15 protein-coding genes are annotated in these 16518 nt (G+C 38.5%); 6 read left to right on the top strand and 9 right to left on the bottom strand.

The features are described 5' to 3' along the window. Positions 1–647 precede the first annotated feature (647 nt). The 7 genes from ACFO3G_RS02275 to ACFO3G_RS02245 form a co-directional block, all read right to left on the bottom strand. Entirely contained in the window at positions 648–1607 is a 960-nt protein-coding gene (locus ACFO3G_RS02275) for a hypothetical protein (RefSeq protein ID WP_380077581.1), read from the bottom strand. A gap of 102 nt (positions 1608–1709) precedes the next feature. Continuing rightward, on the bottom strand, positions 1710–2744 hold the full coding sequence (locus ACFO3G_RS02270; protein WP_380077579.1) for an iron chelate uptake ABC transporter family permease subunit: 1035 nt from the start codon (positions 2742–2744) through the stop codon (positions 1710–1712). Between the two features lie 7 nt (positions 2745–2751). Then, on the bottom strand, positions 2752–3912 hold the full coding sequence (locus tag ACFO3G_RS02265; RefSeq protein WP_380077577.1) for an ABC transporter substrate-binding protein: 1161 nt from the start codon (positions 3910–3912) through the stop codon (positions 2752–2754). A 16-nt stretch (positions 3913–3928) separates the two neighbouring features. After that, the gene (locus tag ACFO3G_RS02260) at positions 3929–5455 is read right to left on the bottom strand and encodes a cobyric acid synthase (RefSeq protein ID WP_380077575.1); all 1527 of its coding nucleotides are present in this window, start codon (positions 5453–5455) and stop codon (positions 3929–3931) included. After that, entirely contained in the window at positions 5448–6020 is a 573-nt protein-coding gene (locus ACFO3G_RS02255) for a cob(I)yrinic acid a,c-diamide adenosyltransferase (protein ID WP_380077573.1), read from the bottom strand. Before ACFO3G_RS02255 ends, ACFO3G_RS02260 begins: the two co-directional genes overlap by 8 nt. Beyond that, positions 6017–7324 (bottom strand): cobyrinate a,c-diamide synthase, encoded by a 1308-nt coding sequence (locus ACFO3G_RS02250; protein WP_380077571.1) that lies wholly within the window; start codon positions 7322–7324, stop codon positions 6017–6019. The genes ACFO3G_RS02255 and ACFO3G_RS02250 overlap by 4 nt, the downstream gene beginning before the upstream one ends. Continuing rightward, complete coding sequence (locus ACFO3G_RS02245; RefSeq protein ID WP_380077569.1) at positions 7321–8040, bottom strand: precorrin-2 C(20)-methyltransferase; 720 nt, start codon at positions 8038–8040, stop codon at positions 7321–7323. The genes ACFO3G_RS02250 and ACFO3G_RS02245 overlap by 4 nt, the downstream gene beginning before the upstream one ends. A gap of 898 nt (positions 8041–8938) precedes the next feature. Between ACFO3G_RS02245 and ACFO3G_RS02240 the strand changes: the two genes are divergently transcribed. The 6 genes from ACFO3G_RS02240 (at position 8939) to ACFO3G_RS02215 (ending at position 14253) form a co-directional block, all read left to right on the top strand. Beyond that, positions 8939–9652, top strand: coding sequence for a tyrosine-protein phosphatase (locus tag ACFO3G_RS02240; RefSeq protein ID WP_380077567.1), 714 nt, complete (start codon positions 8939–8941; stop codon positions 9650–9652). Between the two features lie 274 nt (positions 9653–9926). After that, entirely contained in the window at positions 9927–10427 is a 501-nt protein-coding gene (locus ACFO3G_RS02235) for an RNA polymerase sigma factor (RefSeq protein ID WP_380077565.1), read from the top strand. Between the two features lie 6 nt (positions 10428–10433). Next, on the top strand, positions 10434–10913 hold the full coding sequence (locus ACFO3G_RS02230; protein ID WP_380077563.1) for a hypothetical protein: 480 nt from the start codon (positions 10434–10436) through the stop codon (positions 10911–10913). Between the two features lie 22 nt (positions 10914–10935). After that, complete coding sequence (locus ACFO3G_RS02225; RefSeq protein WP_380077561.1) at positions 10936–11445, top strand: DUF6108 family protein; 510 nt, start codon at positions 10936–10938, stop codon at positions 11443–11445. A gap of 199 nt (positions 11446–11644) precedes the next feature. Continuing rightward, the gene (locus ACFO3G_RS02220; protein ID WP_380077559.1) at positions 11645–12511 is read left to right on the top strand and encodes a porin family protein; all 867 of its coding nucleotides are present in this window, start codon (positions 11645–11647) and stop codon (positions 12509–12511) included. 296 nt (positions 12512–12807) lie between these two features. After that, positions 12808–14253, top strand: a complete 1446-nt coding sequence (locus tag ACFO3G_RS02215) for a T9SS type A sorting domain-containing protein (protein WP_380077557.1) — start codon at positions 12808–12810, stop codon at positions 14251–14253. 552 nt (positions 14254–14805) lie between these two features. Here the strand turns inward: ACFO3G_RS02215 and ACFO3G_RS02210 are convergent. After that, positions 14806–16065 (bottom strand): Y-family DNA polymerase, encoded by a 1260-nt coding sequence (locus tag ACFO3G_RS02210; protein WP_380077555.1) that lies wholly within the window; start codon positions 16063–16065, stop codon positions 14806–14808. Continuing rightward, positions 16053–16511, bottom strand: coding sequence for a LexA family protein (locus ACFO3G_RS02205; RefSeq protein ID WP_380077553.1), 459 nt, complete (start codon positions 16509–16511; stop codon positions 16053–16055). The genes ACFO3G_RS02210 and ACFO3G_RS02205 overlap by 13 nt, the downstream gene beginning before the upstream one ends. Positions 16512–16518: the final 7 nt, after the last annotated feature.

The following is a 16518-nucleotide window of genomic DNA, read 5'->3' as shown; positions in this document are numbered from 1 at the left end:
AATTTTAGAAGACTGACGATTGATTATGAGTTTCATGCCGGTACTGCAGAGGCTATGGTTCAACTTGCTTTCTGCAAAATATTGCTTAATAAATTCTCTGAATAATTTTTAAACAGCTTCTTATATTTATTCAAGTTAATTCTGCCTCTTCTTTGAACTTATCCAGCACAAAAAGCACAAAATTGCAAATGAGATAACTTACAAGGTTATAATTGATTATCAATTGACTCAGATCTTGAGTCATAACATCGCAGGATGCATGCACATCCATACTAACCAATAATCTCTTAACTCAAAAAAACATGATTAATATTATCACCTCTTTTTTTACATAGCTATCCCTGCTATCTCGCTTTTGATATTATATTAATCAACTTATTATTCACACAGACAGGTGTATTACCCTTACATCTGCACAGCAAAGATAAAAATAAAAAATTCTGACTTGCAAATTTAATTGAAAAAATACAGATTAGTAGGTGCTATTTTTACCCATATTTAACACAGCGAATAACTATATATATATTTGATATAAAGGATATTACAGTATATGATTCAGGTTCTAAAAAATTTTTTCAACGTTTGATCAAAAGATATTAAGTAAACATACGTTCAAATACAATTTTCACCTCAAATGATAGGGAGAATCATAAAAGGAATATCAACAAAAATACAGCGACCATAACAACCGTTAGAACGTTCGTAATAATGACTCGATGTTTCTTATGAAGATATGAAATAGCCTGAGCAAACAGGATTGAGATAGGCAAGGCAGCCGAATAAAGAAGTGGCACACTCTCCTTCCCCATTATAATGTATAATAGGACTGACATCAAGGCAACATTCATCAAACAAGACATATTGGATCTCACTCTCATTTTCAGCCTCCAATAATCCATTTTAAGCGTTTGCAAGGCCCATAGCATCAACAATATCATAATAACGGGCTGCATAATAAACCCTGAAAGAATAGTAATATTTTTTAAATCTAATTCTTCCCAAAACGGTCTAATAGCCACCAAATCTTTCACCCCATGCGTAAGAATTCCCCACGAGTCAGTAAAAAAGAAAATAGGAATAGCAATCCACCAAGCCGAGAAAACACCCACGAGCATAGCTAAAACGCTTCTAAGATGAAAACTTCTCAAAGTATATAGTGACCAAATCCAAATAGGGAGAAACAAGATATTAGGCAACCATAATACAGAAGCAACGCCTATCAAAAACCCGGATGTTGATACTGCTATAGCTGAATAGTCTGTGTGATAAACGTAAAATAAGGCAAATAGAGAATAGGCAATAAAGAAAGAACTCACTACCGAGATGTCCAAATGATAAAAGACCGGATTGGTAGAGACAAAAAGGACAAGTAAATAAGCACTTAGTCCGTCTCCTTGCGGAGGCATGGGGATATATCGTCTCAAAATGGCTGTTTGCATCAAGACTTGTACAACCAATAGTACGAACAAAAGAGGTAGCTCGAAATGACTAAAGGAGACAGCATGCTGTGAAAATATAGCATACCCACCCCAAAGCAGGATAGACAGAAATACACTGCTTATATAATAACTGCTACCTTTATGGTGTCTTGAAGAATAGACTGACATAGGCTTAAAAATTTGAGAGCGAAGATACTTCTAAATTTGATAGACAATCCTCATTCATTCGTCGAATTGCAATGATGATAACTTAAGAATAGATTTCAATATCTACTCGCCATAATCCTGCTTTCTCTTCTTAAAGAGTACTACGGCAACGACGGGAGCACCGACAAGAGCTGTCACCGAGTTGACCGGAAGAGCTCCTTCAAACCCCGGCATTCTGGCCACCAAATTGCAAATCAAGGCCAATAAAGCTCCCACTATGACTGTTGCAGGCATGAGAATACGATGATCGGATGTTCTAAAAACAGCTCGTGCTAAGTGTGGTACGGCCAATCCAATAAACATAATGGGGCCACAATAAGCTGTAACTATGGCCACCAATATGCCGGAGCAGGATATGACCAATAACCTTGCTCTCTCAATGTTAAGGCCAAGATTTCTCGCATATCCCTCTCCTAACAGCAACAAATTCATTGTCTTGATTAGGAGAAAAGATAAAGGTATAAGCACAAGCATCAAGACAACAAACAAAGTGATCTGATCTCCACTTACTCTCGAAAAGCTACCTAATCCCCAAATAACATAAGCTCGAATATCCTCTTCTACACTTAGAAACTTAAGAACTCCAATAATGGCATTTGCAACATAACCAATCATTACTCCAATGATTAGCAAGGTGACATTTCCTTTGACTTTCTGAGAAACATAAACTATGAGGGACATCACGGCCAAAGAGCCAACAATCGCAGCAATAGAAAGAGCCACATCCCCCATAAAGCCAAGTTTACTTAGTGCTACTCCACCAAAAGTTCCACTCAAAAGGACGACACAAGCGACACCTAAACTTGCACCGGAACTTATCCCCAAAACAGAAGGTCCGGCCAAAGGATTTCTAAATACTGTCTGCATTTGAAGTCCACTGACCGACAAACCTGCACCCGCAACAAGTGCAGTCAAAGATTGTGGGACTCTTGATTTCCAAATTATATTCTGCCAAACTGTATTGTCCGTATTTCCAAACAAAACATTCCATACATCCTCAAAAGGGATATGTACAGAACCAAGCAACAAATTAAGAAAAAAGATAACTGTCGTAAGAACTATCAGTAAAGGCCAAAGAATATATCCCTGAAGTCTCATCTATATCTTATTTTAAGCGATGATAAAAAACCGGTTTATGATTCGGAAGTAATTCCGGATGAAAAATATGTATCAAGTCAGCCAACACCTCTTGAGGCTCCATCGGCATATTCTCATAAAATGGCACATCTCTCATATTGCAATATACGATAGCTTTATCCTTAAAAGCCTTAAAATCTGCATATCTTGAGTCCATTGCTTTAAGAGCATCGTAGCTGAAAGTGCCGTCAAAGCTATTGACAATTCGCCAAAAATCTGCTTGATCGGCTTGGCTATAAACTGTTTCAAAATCCAAAGTTACACCACCCGACTCTTCATTGTCTTTTAAGAAGTAGGTTGCCCCGGCATCATTAAATAGTTGAGCCAAAAAACTCTTGCCTCCCACTGCATACCAGTTGCCACCTCTCATCTCACCAGAGAAAACAGTAGGCCTTTGTTTAACACCGGACGCAAGTTTTTTGAGCTGATTATATCTCTTTACAATCTTGTCAAACAGCTCATTAGCCTCTTTCTCTTGTCCTGTAAACAACGATATAAACTTCACCCATTCTGCTTGCCCCAAAGGAGTCATCTCTTTATATCCAAGGTGAGGAACAAGCGGGATACCTGTTTCTCGCATAGCATCATAGCCACCTCTCTTAAATGGTGAAATGAATATAACATCCGGATTGAGCCCCATAATAACCTCATTATCAAAGTTGCCTTCGATACCTATCTTCGCAGTTTTTCCGGACTTAATCTGATCATTCATCTTTTTGTTGAAAAGATGTCGAGTACTCGTAATACCAACCACTTTGTCACAAGCATCTAAAGCAATAACATTGGACAGCTGAAGAGAGGTCATACAAATCATGCTTTTTACCGGAACATGAATCTTAGTATATTCGGAAGGAACTTCAGCGTCTTTCATGTCTTGTGGAAGAAGAGCAAAACGATAAGTTGTCTTTTTCTCCTTTTGAGGATCTTCAATCTCAAGCAAACGAACCCCATCTTGGAGATACTTTACCCTAAAGCCCTCAGCAAACTCAGGTACAATAACCTTGGTAGAGTCAGAAATCTCTGCCACTCCACCCTTTACGGTACTATCTGCATTGTTTGTTTGCTGTTTGCAAGAGAATAGACAAACGACACAAAACGAAAGGAATATAGATATTGTAAGTTTTTTCATAATTAAGAAATAGTTGTCAATCTGTGGTTAAAATTTTATATAACAATTTCATATCAACATGCTTACGAACATGATCGGCCAATTTGTCATACTGCTCATTCTTAAACTTAAAGTAATCGAACGACTCATGTTGCTCTTTTGCAATTCGCTCGGAGAATGGAGTAAGCAGAAAATCGATGAAATCAGGGTTGTCCAAGATACCGTGAATATATGTCCCCATACAAGTCTGATCTACAAAACAACCGTCCTGACGACCGTCTTCAAGGATATTCAGGGGAACATATTTATTGCCTTCCACCGGAGTTGTACGCCCCATATGTATCTCATAGCCGGACATTTTTGCAGGTCTACCTTCTTTATGAGACAACAAGACCTCATTACTTAGCTTAAAAGAGGTCTGACGTGTAATCTTTTCACCGGACATATGGGTTGACATTGGAAGAAGTCCCAGTCCCGGAAGGCGTTCGATCTCTCCCTCCACATGATCCGGATCCAATACTTCCATGCCAAGCATCTGATAACCGCCACATATTCCCAAGACAACGACTCCTTCTCTATGGGCTTTGATAATTGTTTGAGCCACCCCATTTCGTCTAAGTTCATACAAATCATCAATAGTACTTTTAGAGCCCGGCAATATAATTATATCTGCCTTGGCAAGCTCTTCCGTATTGTTGGTATAATACAAATGTACTCTCGGATCTCGTTCGAGGACGTTGAAGTCCGTAAAATTGCTCAAATGCCTTAATAAGACAACAGCAATATTGACCTTACCTCTCTCAGCTTGCATCGATTTGGTAGCCAAAGTCACAGAATCTTCCTCCTCGATGTAGATATCCTTATAATAAGGGACAACACCGAGCACCGGCACTTTACACAAATCTTCCAAGATTTTAACTCCACTTTCAAAAAGTCTTTTATCTCCGCGAAACTTATTGATCAGAATACCTTTTATTCTCTCTCTTTCATGAGGACGCAGCAACATTATCGAACCATATATACTTGCAAAGACACCCCCGCGATCAATATCTCCGACCAAAATAACATCAGCACCGGCATGGAGAGCCATCGGAAGATTGACCAAATCGCTATCTCTAAGATTAATTTCAGAAATGCTTCCGGCACCTTCCATTACAATAGGATTGTACTGCTTTTCCAATCGATCAAATGCGGCATTGACCGCCGAACGCAACTCCTCTCTACCCTCTTTCCTAAAATAATCGTAAGCATTGCGATTGCCAATAGGTCGACCATTTAGAACAACTTGTGAAGTATGATCGCTGGAAGGCTTGAGCAAGAGAGGATTCATATCTGTATGACAATCAACACCTGCGGCCTCAGCCTGAACGGCTTGAGCTCTTCCTATCTCCAAACCTTCGGGAGTTGCATAAGAATTGAGAGCCATATTTTGAGCTTTAAATGGAGCGGGATGATATCCATCTTGCTTAAAGATACGGCACAAAGCAGTAGCTATAATACTCTTACCAACATCACTACCTGTGCCCGCCAGCATTAAGGGATGAAGTTTAGGTTTATTACTCATGTTTTTTCCTCCTTTTATATGCAAAATGCTGCCACTTCTCTTCAGGCCAGTTCTGATTTTGCATTTCCATCCTTGCCGACACAAAGAAAAAGTCAGACAGGCGATTGATTAATTTTAGTATTTCTGTATCTACCGGATACTGCTTATTGACCGTCCAAAGTCTCCTTTCCGCTTCACGAGATGAGGTTCTTGCCAAATGCATATAAGCAGACAAAATTGTGCCTCCCGGGAGTAGAAAATATCCATTATCACAAAGGTTGGAGGTCATTCGATCCATTTCATGTTCCAACCTTAATGTAAGCTCTGAGGCATGAAGCTCATTCGGATTAATTATTCCCTCAGGCGTAGCGACATGGCTCATCACAACCATCAACTCCTTTTGAATCATGTGATACAAAGGCTGACGATCATCATCTTCCGCCATCATAGCTCTGATGAGTCCGATCAATGAATTGAGCGAATCCAAACAGCCATTCGCTTCTATCCGAATGTCATCTTTCGATGTTCGCTCACCACCGTGCAAACCGGTCATTCCTTTGTCTCCACTTTTGGTATATATCTTCATTCTTCAAATAGTTTCCAAATATCAGCATCACCCCAATAAAGATGAGTATATCCGGCAATAGTATTCTTATATCTTAAAACCGGAGTTGACACCTTTATCTCTTTGGCATTGTATACCGAGGCAATACTTTTGGGTTGCTCCACAAACTGTGAGTAATGAAACTCATGCCCCTTAAGACGTTGTCCCATATAACTAAAGTTGCGATAACCAAGAGATAGCTTACGATCTTTTTTGCGACAAGAAACAGTATGATCAAAAATGCCAACCATTTCTACCGAATCCCCTCTCTCGGGAATGATAGCTTCACTAAGGTACATCATTCCTCCGCATTCAGCCAATATACGACCTCCGGCCTCAGCATATTTTTTGATACTGCTACGCGTATTCTTAGCGGCATAAAGAACTTCCAGATGCTTCTCCGGATAGCCCCCGGGCAGATAGAGCAAATCTATATCCTGTGGGATAAGCTGATCCTCTTCCGGATTAAAAAACTCTACATGTCCCATTCTACGAAGTATGTCAAGATGCTCCGTATATAAGAAGCTAAAGCTCTCGTCATTTTCGGCCACCAAGATCTTCTTATCCTGCCACTTAATTTTGTCAAACAGGTTGGACCCCGAAGGACGTGGACGCTTTGTAACTTTTAGCAGACGCTTCCAGTCTACATGCTGCTCCAACAGAGAAACAAGATGTGCTTGTTCTTGCAAACTTTCTTGATGGCTAAAATCAAGCCCCAGATATCGTGAAGGCTGGTCCAAAGCCTTATCATTAGGTATATATCCAAAGCACTCCAACTTGATTTCATCGCACAAATCTTGAAGAATACGGAAATGAGACTCCGATCCAACTCGATTAAAAATCACACCACGTATACGCACATTCTTACGATAGCGAGTAAAACCCCATAGCAACGGAGCAATGGAATATGCAGCAGCTTTGGCATCAACAACCAAAATCACAGGAAGCCCCAAAAGCTGAGAAATCTCAGCGCTTGACCCCTTATCTCTGCTATAGCCGTCAAACAATCCCATCATTCCTTCAATAACAGATATTTCAGCATCTTGGGTATAATAGGAATAGACTTCTTTGACATGAGAAGGCGTAGCCATGTAAGTATCCAAATTGACCGATGGACGACCACACACCACTTCATGGTATTTGGTATCAATGTAATCCGGGCCGCACTTAAATGGTTGTACACAATATCCCTTGCTACTAAATAGGGCCATAAGCGCACGACTGATAGTAGTTTTTCCACTGCCTGAAGTAGGAGCTGCAATCAAAAATTGAGGTATATGCTTCATTGTTTTTTTGATGTAGGACGAATAATCATTAATGAAAAGTAAGGAAACAAATCTAACGCTAATATTTTTTCGGATGTAGATAAATGGATCTCATTGGAAGAACCAACATTTTCAAAGTAATGAACATCCAAGTCGGGATGTTTAGAAAGGAACCGACAAATGACATCATAACATTGACTAAGCTTCATTATAACCGCAGTATAACCATCACTTAAACAACGATTGAGTTCATCAATAGTCGGATTGCCCGGAATGATCTCCAATCGCTCCGAACCGGAAATAAGATGAAGTCCGGCTAACGCATTCGCCGCAACAAAAGATGGAATGCCCGGTATATGCAAAACCGGATAGCCATCTTCTTTGAGTCGATCATAAATATAATGGACAGAAGAATAGATACCAATATCACCCTCTGCAACAATGCAAACAGCATCCCCATGCGAAAATCGGAGCATCGCATCTTCCCGAACACGATCATAGGCCAAAAGAGCCTCACTTCGATCAAAACTCATGGGAAGGTCAAACAAGACAACCTTATCCTCAGAGATGCCAAGTTCGGACAACACTTTATTGGCTCGGGACAAAGTCTTCCCGGAGCTAAGACGAGTCTGAGGACAATAAATACAATCGGCACCGTCTAAAGCCCGAAGCCCCTTCAATGTGATCAATTCTGACTCACCGGGACCTAATGAAACAAATTTAATAGGAGCAGTCACTTATCTATCTATTTAGTATGCAAAATTGCAAAGTTTTCAACAATGTATCAAGAGTGAGAAATTATAATTACAAGCTATCTCACATCAACACAAGCATAAATCAAATTAGACCATCAAGAGGAAGAATATCATATGTCTTTATAAATCTATTCACAGCATATAAAAACAAGGCCAATCGTACAAAAATAAAAAGCCGGCTGTCTCCCGACACCCGGCTTTCTCTCGTTAACCTTAAATCTAATACCATGAAAAACACATTACAAATGTAGACGTTTTATTTATAACTTCCAAATATATATCAAGAATATTTCCAACAGCCCCTCACAAAGCACACGCTATATAACTATAAATCAATTAGTTATATCAAAATAAAAATTTTACATAAAAGAGACAATCAATCGCCATAATAGTCCAAATACTAAAACTTCTTTGCCTCTTCTCGACACAGAAAAGATCATATTTGGGATATGATGCATCAATTAAAAGGAACGTTGCAGGGAAGAAAGAATTATTGGCTCTAACAATTAAGATTACCATTTTTCTATAAGGACATATAATGGAGTGTCCTTACAAAAGAAGATACCGTTGTACCATCTTAGTCAATAATTGTAATGAAGATCCATAGAGATAAGCATATTACTTATGGTTCTTATAATTGTTCTCACGTTTGGTGAAACAATCTTCAAAGGAGGGAGGAAGGCACATCTTATTCAATGAGGAATAGAAACACAGCTCTATAAGCCAACATCATTTATCCAAAGCCGAGATTATATACTATGGCCAATATACTCTTGATGCTACTTAATGCTACTCTTATCAAATCATCAAAAAAGCAGTTTCTGAGATCTTTAGATAAAGATTTGATATAAGATTGATATCTTTGGACAAAATTTTTGGTATGTCAATATTTAGTTCAAAGAAAAAGCTGGTAGATACTAATATATTCAGCGGTTACACGGATTTTCATTCTCATTTTCTTCCGGGTGTCGATGATGGCATTCAGACAATGGAAGAATCTCTCAAAGCTCTTCACTACTACGAAATTCTGGGAGTTCAACGTATATGGTGTACTCCTCACATTATGGAAGATATGCCCAATACAACAGATCATTTGAGGTCAGTATTCGATGAATTAAGCAGAGAATATACCGGAAAGATCGAGCTTCGTTTGGCATCAGAAAATATGCTTGACAATCTTTTTCAAGAAAGACTAAAGGACGATGATTTTCTTCCCATTGGCAAGAGTCTCAATCATCTTCTGGTAGAAACCTCCTACTACAACCCACCTATTCATCTATGGAAAACACTTGAAGATATCAAGTCCAAAGGATACTTTCCGATCTTGGCACATCCCGAACGTTATATCTATATGGATATGGGTGATTATAAGAGGCTAAAAGATATGGGGATAAAACTGCAACTTGACCTAATGTCATTATCGGGCAACTATGGCAAAGAGGCTCAAGACAAAGCCAACAAACTTCTTTTGGACAACTTTTATGATTATACCGGTACCGACATACACAGACTGTCTCAAGCAGTAAAAGCATTTAGCAGTAAATCTGTCAAGAACAGTTCTTATAAGAAACTAAAGGAGATGTACCTTAAATAAGGAGTAATCAACTATTTTACAGACACTTAACACAAATCCTTACAACCTACTTTATAAGGATATATAACTATGACTACCCTCTCTCTGAGAGATATTTTCAAAAAACTTTCTTTTTGATGATAGATTTCACCCCCTTGTTACGACTTCATATTGAAAGAGCTTCAGTAAGGTGATAGCAAACCGCAAGAATATACCATTCCTTACCGGTCATCTTAAAGGAAGCTTAATCAATGAATCTGAAATAGATTCCTTTTGCAATGTGAATGGTTAATGAATGACAGATGAAACCTTCATAAAAGAAGTCGTTCCACTGAGTCCCAAATTAAAAAGGGTGGCAGTTGGATACCTGCACGATGAAGAGACAGCCTCTGATTTGGTGCAGGAGGTACTTCTTATGCTCTGGATCAACAGGGTCAAACTTGTCAAATATCGGAGTATCGAAGCGTTAGCTGTCACAATTACAAAGCATCGCTCAATAGATGTGCTACGAAAGCACAAAAATGATTGCAGTCTTGATTATGCCGGATTTGAACTAAGCGAAGAGACCACAGATCGAGCTATCGAGCGAAGCGAGCTATCTCACCAGATTCAGCAAGCAATCGAAAAGCTACCCCGTTTGCAGCGCCTATGTTTCTACATGAAAGAGGTTGAAGGATATGAATCTGACGAGATTGCTCAAATCTTGGGAGTTGATGCAAGTGCCGTCTACAACCATCTGAGTCGGGCACGCAAAAGATTAAGAGAGCTATTGATTTCTTTGTCAAGAAGTAAATGATCGATTATGGATAACAAATACATAGATAATCTGTTGGATAAGTATTTTGAAGGCAAGACTTCTCACAGTGAAGAAGAGGAATTGAAGATTTTCTTCTCAAAAGACGTCTTACCTGAGAAGTATGAAACATTGAGACCGCTATTTGATTTCTCATCCGAGATTTGTAGCCAGGTTGTCAGCAAAGAGATACCACAAATAAGTTCTGAAGTATTCAAAGCACGCCGCAACCTATTTGGTCGTAAACTCTACCTCAGTCTATCGGCTGCAGCCTGTCTCCTAATTGCTGTCATTACAACTGTAAGCCTGTATTTCATGGCTCCGGATTATGATGACTATTCCAAGAGTTATGCCATTGTTTCTAATGAATACATAGGATCTCCCGAATTAGCAAAAGATCTGACAATCACAGCATTAAACAATGTTGATGTGGCTAAAAAGCCTCGAAAAGAAGATGTTGTCAAAGCGTTGCTACCGGGTAAAAAGTAATATAAAAAAGGTCAATTGTCTTATGAACTGGAATATATCAAATCAGATGACAACACATCACAACAGGATATGGATATTCTTTATATCTATTCTGCTTTTGGCATTGGCGCCTTCAATGATGTGTGCACAAAAAAAGAAACCAATCCACTTAGAGAGTGAGATTACTTTATGGAATCTCAGAAAGGCTACCAATGCGACATTTGCCCAACTGGGAAGGGAGCCATTGAGAGATTTTGGTTCTGACTACTGCAGAACACTATATCTCAAGAAGGTAAAGGATAGTCAACTCAAAAAAATCTTGGCAGCTATCACAAAAGACCGTGAATTGGCAAGAGTGGTAAGAGAAATCATCGACGGAGGTATTTTGGTTTCCGGGTATTATATATTTAGCACCTCCCCGGCAACTCCCAGAACAAAAATGTATTTGATCTATTCTCGCAATATTGAAGAAAACAGTCTGTACCTCATTGTCCTTTGTGGAGCAAACGATACAGAAGAATTGGCAGAGCAACTCAGGATAAATGCCAGATAAAGCAACCCACAGAGAAGTATAAAAAGTTTGACCTTTGCTTTTGTTTCTTCTCTTTGAAAATGATAAAAAGACTTTCTTTCATTTAGCTTAATAATAGATGTTTAGATCATTGCCTCTTTGGGGGCAATGATCATAAAACAAAGAGTAATCAATTAAATTAAAATAAATCGGGTTCATCCCATAACAACAATCAAAACTTATGAAGCGATTATTACTTATAATCTCCGCATGTCTGATATCGATAGGAATAGGTACAGCACAAAATTGTGATACTGTAAGGCGTGGCAATCAGACTGTAATAGTAAAAAATCTTGGAGATAAGGGGGTATCAGTAGATATCTTTGAAGGAAAAGGCAACAATACCATTCGTATCTTCAATGGGACTTATGGTAGTGGAAGAAGCGTAGAAAGGCGTTTTATCAATTCCGGAATCAATAAGATCATATTCGGAGAGTCCAAAGATTGTTGCCGCAAAAAATCAAAACCTTACTTCTACGTTGGTTTTGGAGGTTTTGGGTTCGGACCTTCTACCATTTTGGATGATGCCGGGGATCACCTCAAGGGGGCCTCATCTCTAAGGTATACCATTGGATTGATAAGACAAGGAGTTGACTACAACCATTGGAACTTCACATTAGGGTTAAACATCGAATTCAACTCTCTTCATCTAAGCGGTAATTATGCTTTCGTAGAATCAGACAACAATACATCTTCTGTACAAGAGTCCAAAGATGGAACCAACTATTCCACTTCCCGATTACACATCACTTACCTTGATATTCCATTTATGATTGGATATAAGCCTATACGTAATTTGAATATATCCTTTGGACCACAGCTAAAAATCCGAACTGCTTCCAGTTCAAAAGTATGGGTGCCAAATGTTAGCGGACATACCAAACTTGGAGACAACTTGGGACTTAGGACTGTAGTGCCTTCGCTTATGTTTAAAGTAAACTATAGCATGCTTGGAGCCTATTTGTCTTATGATCTGACATCAGCATTCAAATCGGATAAAGGTCCTAAAGGAAATATGCTCTCAGCCGGCATAACACTCGGTCTATGATAAGATCTAAATCATATCAGTCTTCCATCCTAAGGGGGTTAAAGATATTTAAGATCAATTCGTAAAACAACTTCTAATATATATTTATCATTGGAACAATCATTTTTTCATACTCATACCATTTACCATTGATTGATTCCGGTAATACTTCTATATAAAAATATGAGGCTGTGTCATTATTCGTAATGATTCAGCCTTATTTATAAAATAAATAATACTTCAACATTGAGATATTAATGAATATTCATTACATTTGGATCACATAATTTATTATTAACTATTAAAAACAAAACATTATGAACAAATTATTGACCTTTTTATTTCTTATTGTTCTGTCTTTTACTAGCGGTCTATTTGCTCAAAATTCTTCTAGCATTTGGACTGGTGAGGCTTCTAAATGGTCTAATGGTAATGGAACAAAAGAGAATCCTTATTTAATTGAAACTCCTGAGAATCTAGCTTATCTTTCTAAGATTGTCTTATCAGAAAAAAAAACTTTTAAAGGTGTTTACTTCAAGCAGACTAAAGATTTTGACATGAATGCATCTACATTGCCTGAAGACAAGAAGAGTTTTAGACCAATCGGAGTATTTGATGCTTATCAGAAAACTGTTAATGATAAAACACAAAGCTTTGATGAGTCCATTCCTTTCGATGGTGTTTATGATGGAGATAATCATACAATTTCAAACTTGTATGTCTTCTATGACAACGAAGATAATCCATATGCTTCAAAAGAGGAGAAAGCAAAGAAAATTCTAACTATTGGAGGAGGAGGGTTATTTGGGTTCATCGGGCCAAATGGCTCATTGTTGAATCTAAAACTTTCTGAAAATTGTACTTTTGTAGGTGGTGGAAGTATTGCTTCCCTTGCATCATGTTCCATGGGTAGGATTTTTAATTGCCATTCTGCTGCTTCTGTAAGTGCAAAAGACATATTTTCTGCCGGAATTGTAAGTACCATTTTGGGTGGATCAATTGAACATTGTTCTTTTACAGGTAATCTTATAGGCACAATGACAATGGGGGCAATCTGTGCATATGTAGATATTCCAGAAGGAATAAATGTCACAGGTTATGAAACAACACCTCCAGTCATTATAAATACCTTCGCTCATGGCCAAATGATTTGTAAAGGGTCTTTTGCTGGCCAGGCTTTCGGCTTTGTTGGATCACCTTTTACAATGAAAAACAGCTATGTAAGTGTAAGTATTTCTGGAGATTCTAACGGAGATCCAATGTTTACAGGACGATTTATTGGCACATTCGATAAACCTATTTATAAAGATAAGTCTGAGTTTGATCATGTCTATGTTGACAAGACGGTTACTGTCGCAAGTGCAGAAGCATTAACATCTGATGGTGATAAGGCAATAAAGGGGGTTGTTGAATTGTCTTCTCAAGACATGAAAACAGATGATTTTGTCACAAAGCTAGGCAATGCTTTTGTTAAAGATTCTTCTAATAAAAATGATGGATTCCCAATTCTAGCAGAGAACCCAAAAGAACCTGAAGGTCTTGCCCCCATTACTTTTGATCAATTTATTATTACTCCAATGCCAGTAAGAGATATTGCTAACTTGAATAAAGAGGCTGAAAAGATTCAAATCTATTCAATTGAAGGTAGATTACTTATGACAAGTTCAAATACGTCGTCGTTCGACACTTCATCACTTAATGATGGTATTTACGTTGTTCTGATTAATAGAACTCAATCAATAAAGATTTCTGTCCAACATTGATTAATGAGCATTTTGACTAAATAGTATCTGATATGATTTGGCGATTTTTTAGCCCTTTGGTATGATAAAAAGGGCTGTGTCAAGATATGGAATTCAAAAGATCCTTCCTAATCGATAGTCACAGCCCTTTTACCAATAAAGAACAAATGATAGTTGATTTGGCGCTAATGCAATTATGACACAACTCTTTTTCTAACGACAAATCTGGATTTAAATGAGGAAAATATTTTAAACGAAGATTTTTCTTATGCAAATTATTGCTGTCCAAGAAAAGTTTTGGCAGCTCAGAAACTTGGATTTCACATAAACAGTTCTCTCGATTACTCTCTAACTAAACGGTATTACCTATTCTGAGGCATTAGTCTATAAATCACGCTTAGTTTTATCGGACAGCCGACTTTAGAATCCAAAAGGGGAACTTATCTTTCAAAATTGAAATGCTCATCCGTAGGTATTCGGCGATTGAGCATCTTCAATAGGTCTTTTCTAACTTTTATACAACAGCAATATACACAAATAAGAAAGGAAAATTTTATCGGACACCAATAGTTTCTATTCGATCTTTACTTTTATCACATCCTTTATATTGGTTGTATATGAAGGGGAAAGATGTCCCTGTTCCATTTTATGTTGAGTCTGATCAGTAGCGGCCAAGCGAATCAGATTTGATTGATATTTATGATTGATCCGGTCCACTACCTTCATTAAGTTCTTGTGTTTCGGATTTGCATTAAAGAAAAGTGCCGGCTGATAAACCCGACCATCTATAAATTGTGACAATGTAACGCCGGCTCTTTTGTACCCCACGCCTGGTTTGAAAATCTGATACAAAGCCTTCACGGCACAATCAACTATGTCATGTGTCGAATCAGTATCGAAAGGAAGCACAATATCGACCTTCTTTGAATAATAAGGATTGACTTTATCAAAACGATTGCTCTGAACAAAGATGCTTATCTTACGACAAAGCGAGTGTTGCTTTCTAAGCTTTTCGGCACATGAAGATGCAAAAGCCACTATTCTATCTCTCAACTGATCGTACTCTCTATACTCATATGGGAAGGTCCTTGTTACAGAAATAGATTTGGAGCTCTCCGCATATTCCAGTCCAATAGAAGCAATCCCTTTTAGGTCATTATAAAGCCTAAGCCCTACGATAGTCATCTGATGTTGTACCCATTCGGGATCAAGGCAGGTAAAATCATAAGCTGTTTTGATACCGATGCGATGCAGCTTGACAAAATGGCGTCTACCAATTCCCCAAACATCTTCAATAGGAAGCCATTTCAATGCCTTCAGTCTCAAAACCTCAGAATCAATGACATGAATACCCTTGGTCTCCTTCTTAAATTTTTTGGCAACATGATTGGCCACCTTCGCCAAAGCCTTTGTTGGAGCAATCCCCACACACACGGGAATACCCGTCCACGATGTGACATGTTGTCTTATCTCAGCCGCAAAAGATCTGAAATCATCTATATCGAGTCCATCCAAATCCAAGAAACATTCATCTATCGAATAGATCTCCTGCTTAGGACTATAACGCCTTAAGATACTCATCACTCGCCTACTCATATCACCATACAAGGGGAAGTTGGCCGAAAAGACAGCCACCTTATGTGACTCAAAAACGGCTTTATACTTAAAAGCCGGGGCTCCCATAGGGATACCAAGATCTTTAGCCTCTTGACTTCTTGCTATTACACACCCATCGTTGTTAGACAAAACGACAATAGGGCGATCGATAAGAGAGGGGTCAAAAAGACGCTGACACGAGGCATAAAAATTGTTACAATCTATCAGCGCAACCATCTTGTTGGGGTAGGTCTTATGATAAGAGTTACGATAGCCCAGATTGTGAAGTTGTCATCCTCATGAACCGGGATTACAGGATAATTTTTGTTGTAAGGGACAAGCTCAATACCATCCTCTTTGATATGAATTTGCTTGAGGGTAAACTCCCCGTTTAGCGCACATACAGCTATATCTCCATCAATGGGATCAAGTCTGAGAGAGCGATCCATCAAAAAATAATCCCCCTCATCAATAAAACCATCCATCGATACTCCATAAGCTCTACCAATAAATATAGCTTCGGAATTTTTGGTGTACTTGCCCAAAATATCCAAAGGTTCCATCTCAAAATCGCCGGCCGGAGAGGGAAACCCGGCCACCACATCCCCAACAAAAGGGAATTGCTTGTGAAGACCTTCTTCAGGCATTCGATATATCTCTATCTTACTCTTCTCTAATGACATTATAAAT

It is taken from the genome of Falsiporphyromonas endometrii, assembly GCF_042654485.1.
GTDB lineage: Bacteria > Bacteroidota > Bacteroidia > Bacteroidales > Porphyromonadaceae > Porphyromonas > Porphyromonas endometrii.
The sequence above is the reverse complement of the archived record's forward strand: the minus strand, read 5'-3'. Positions and strand labels throughout refer to the sequence as shown.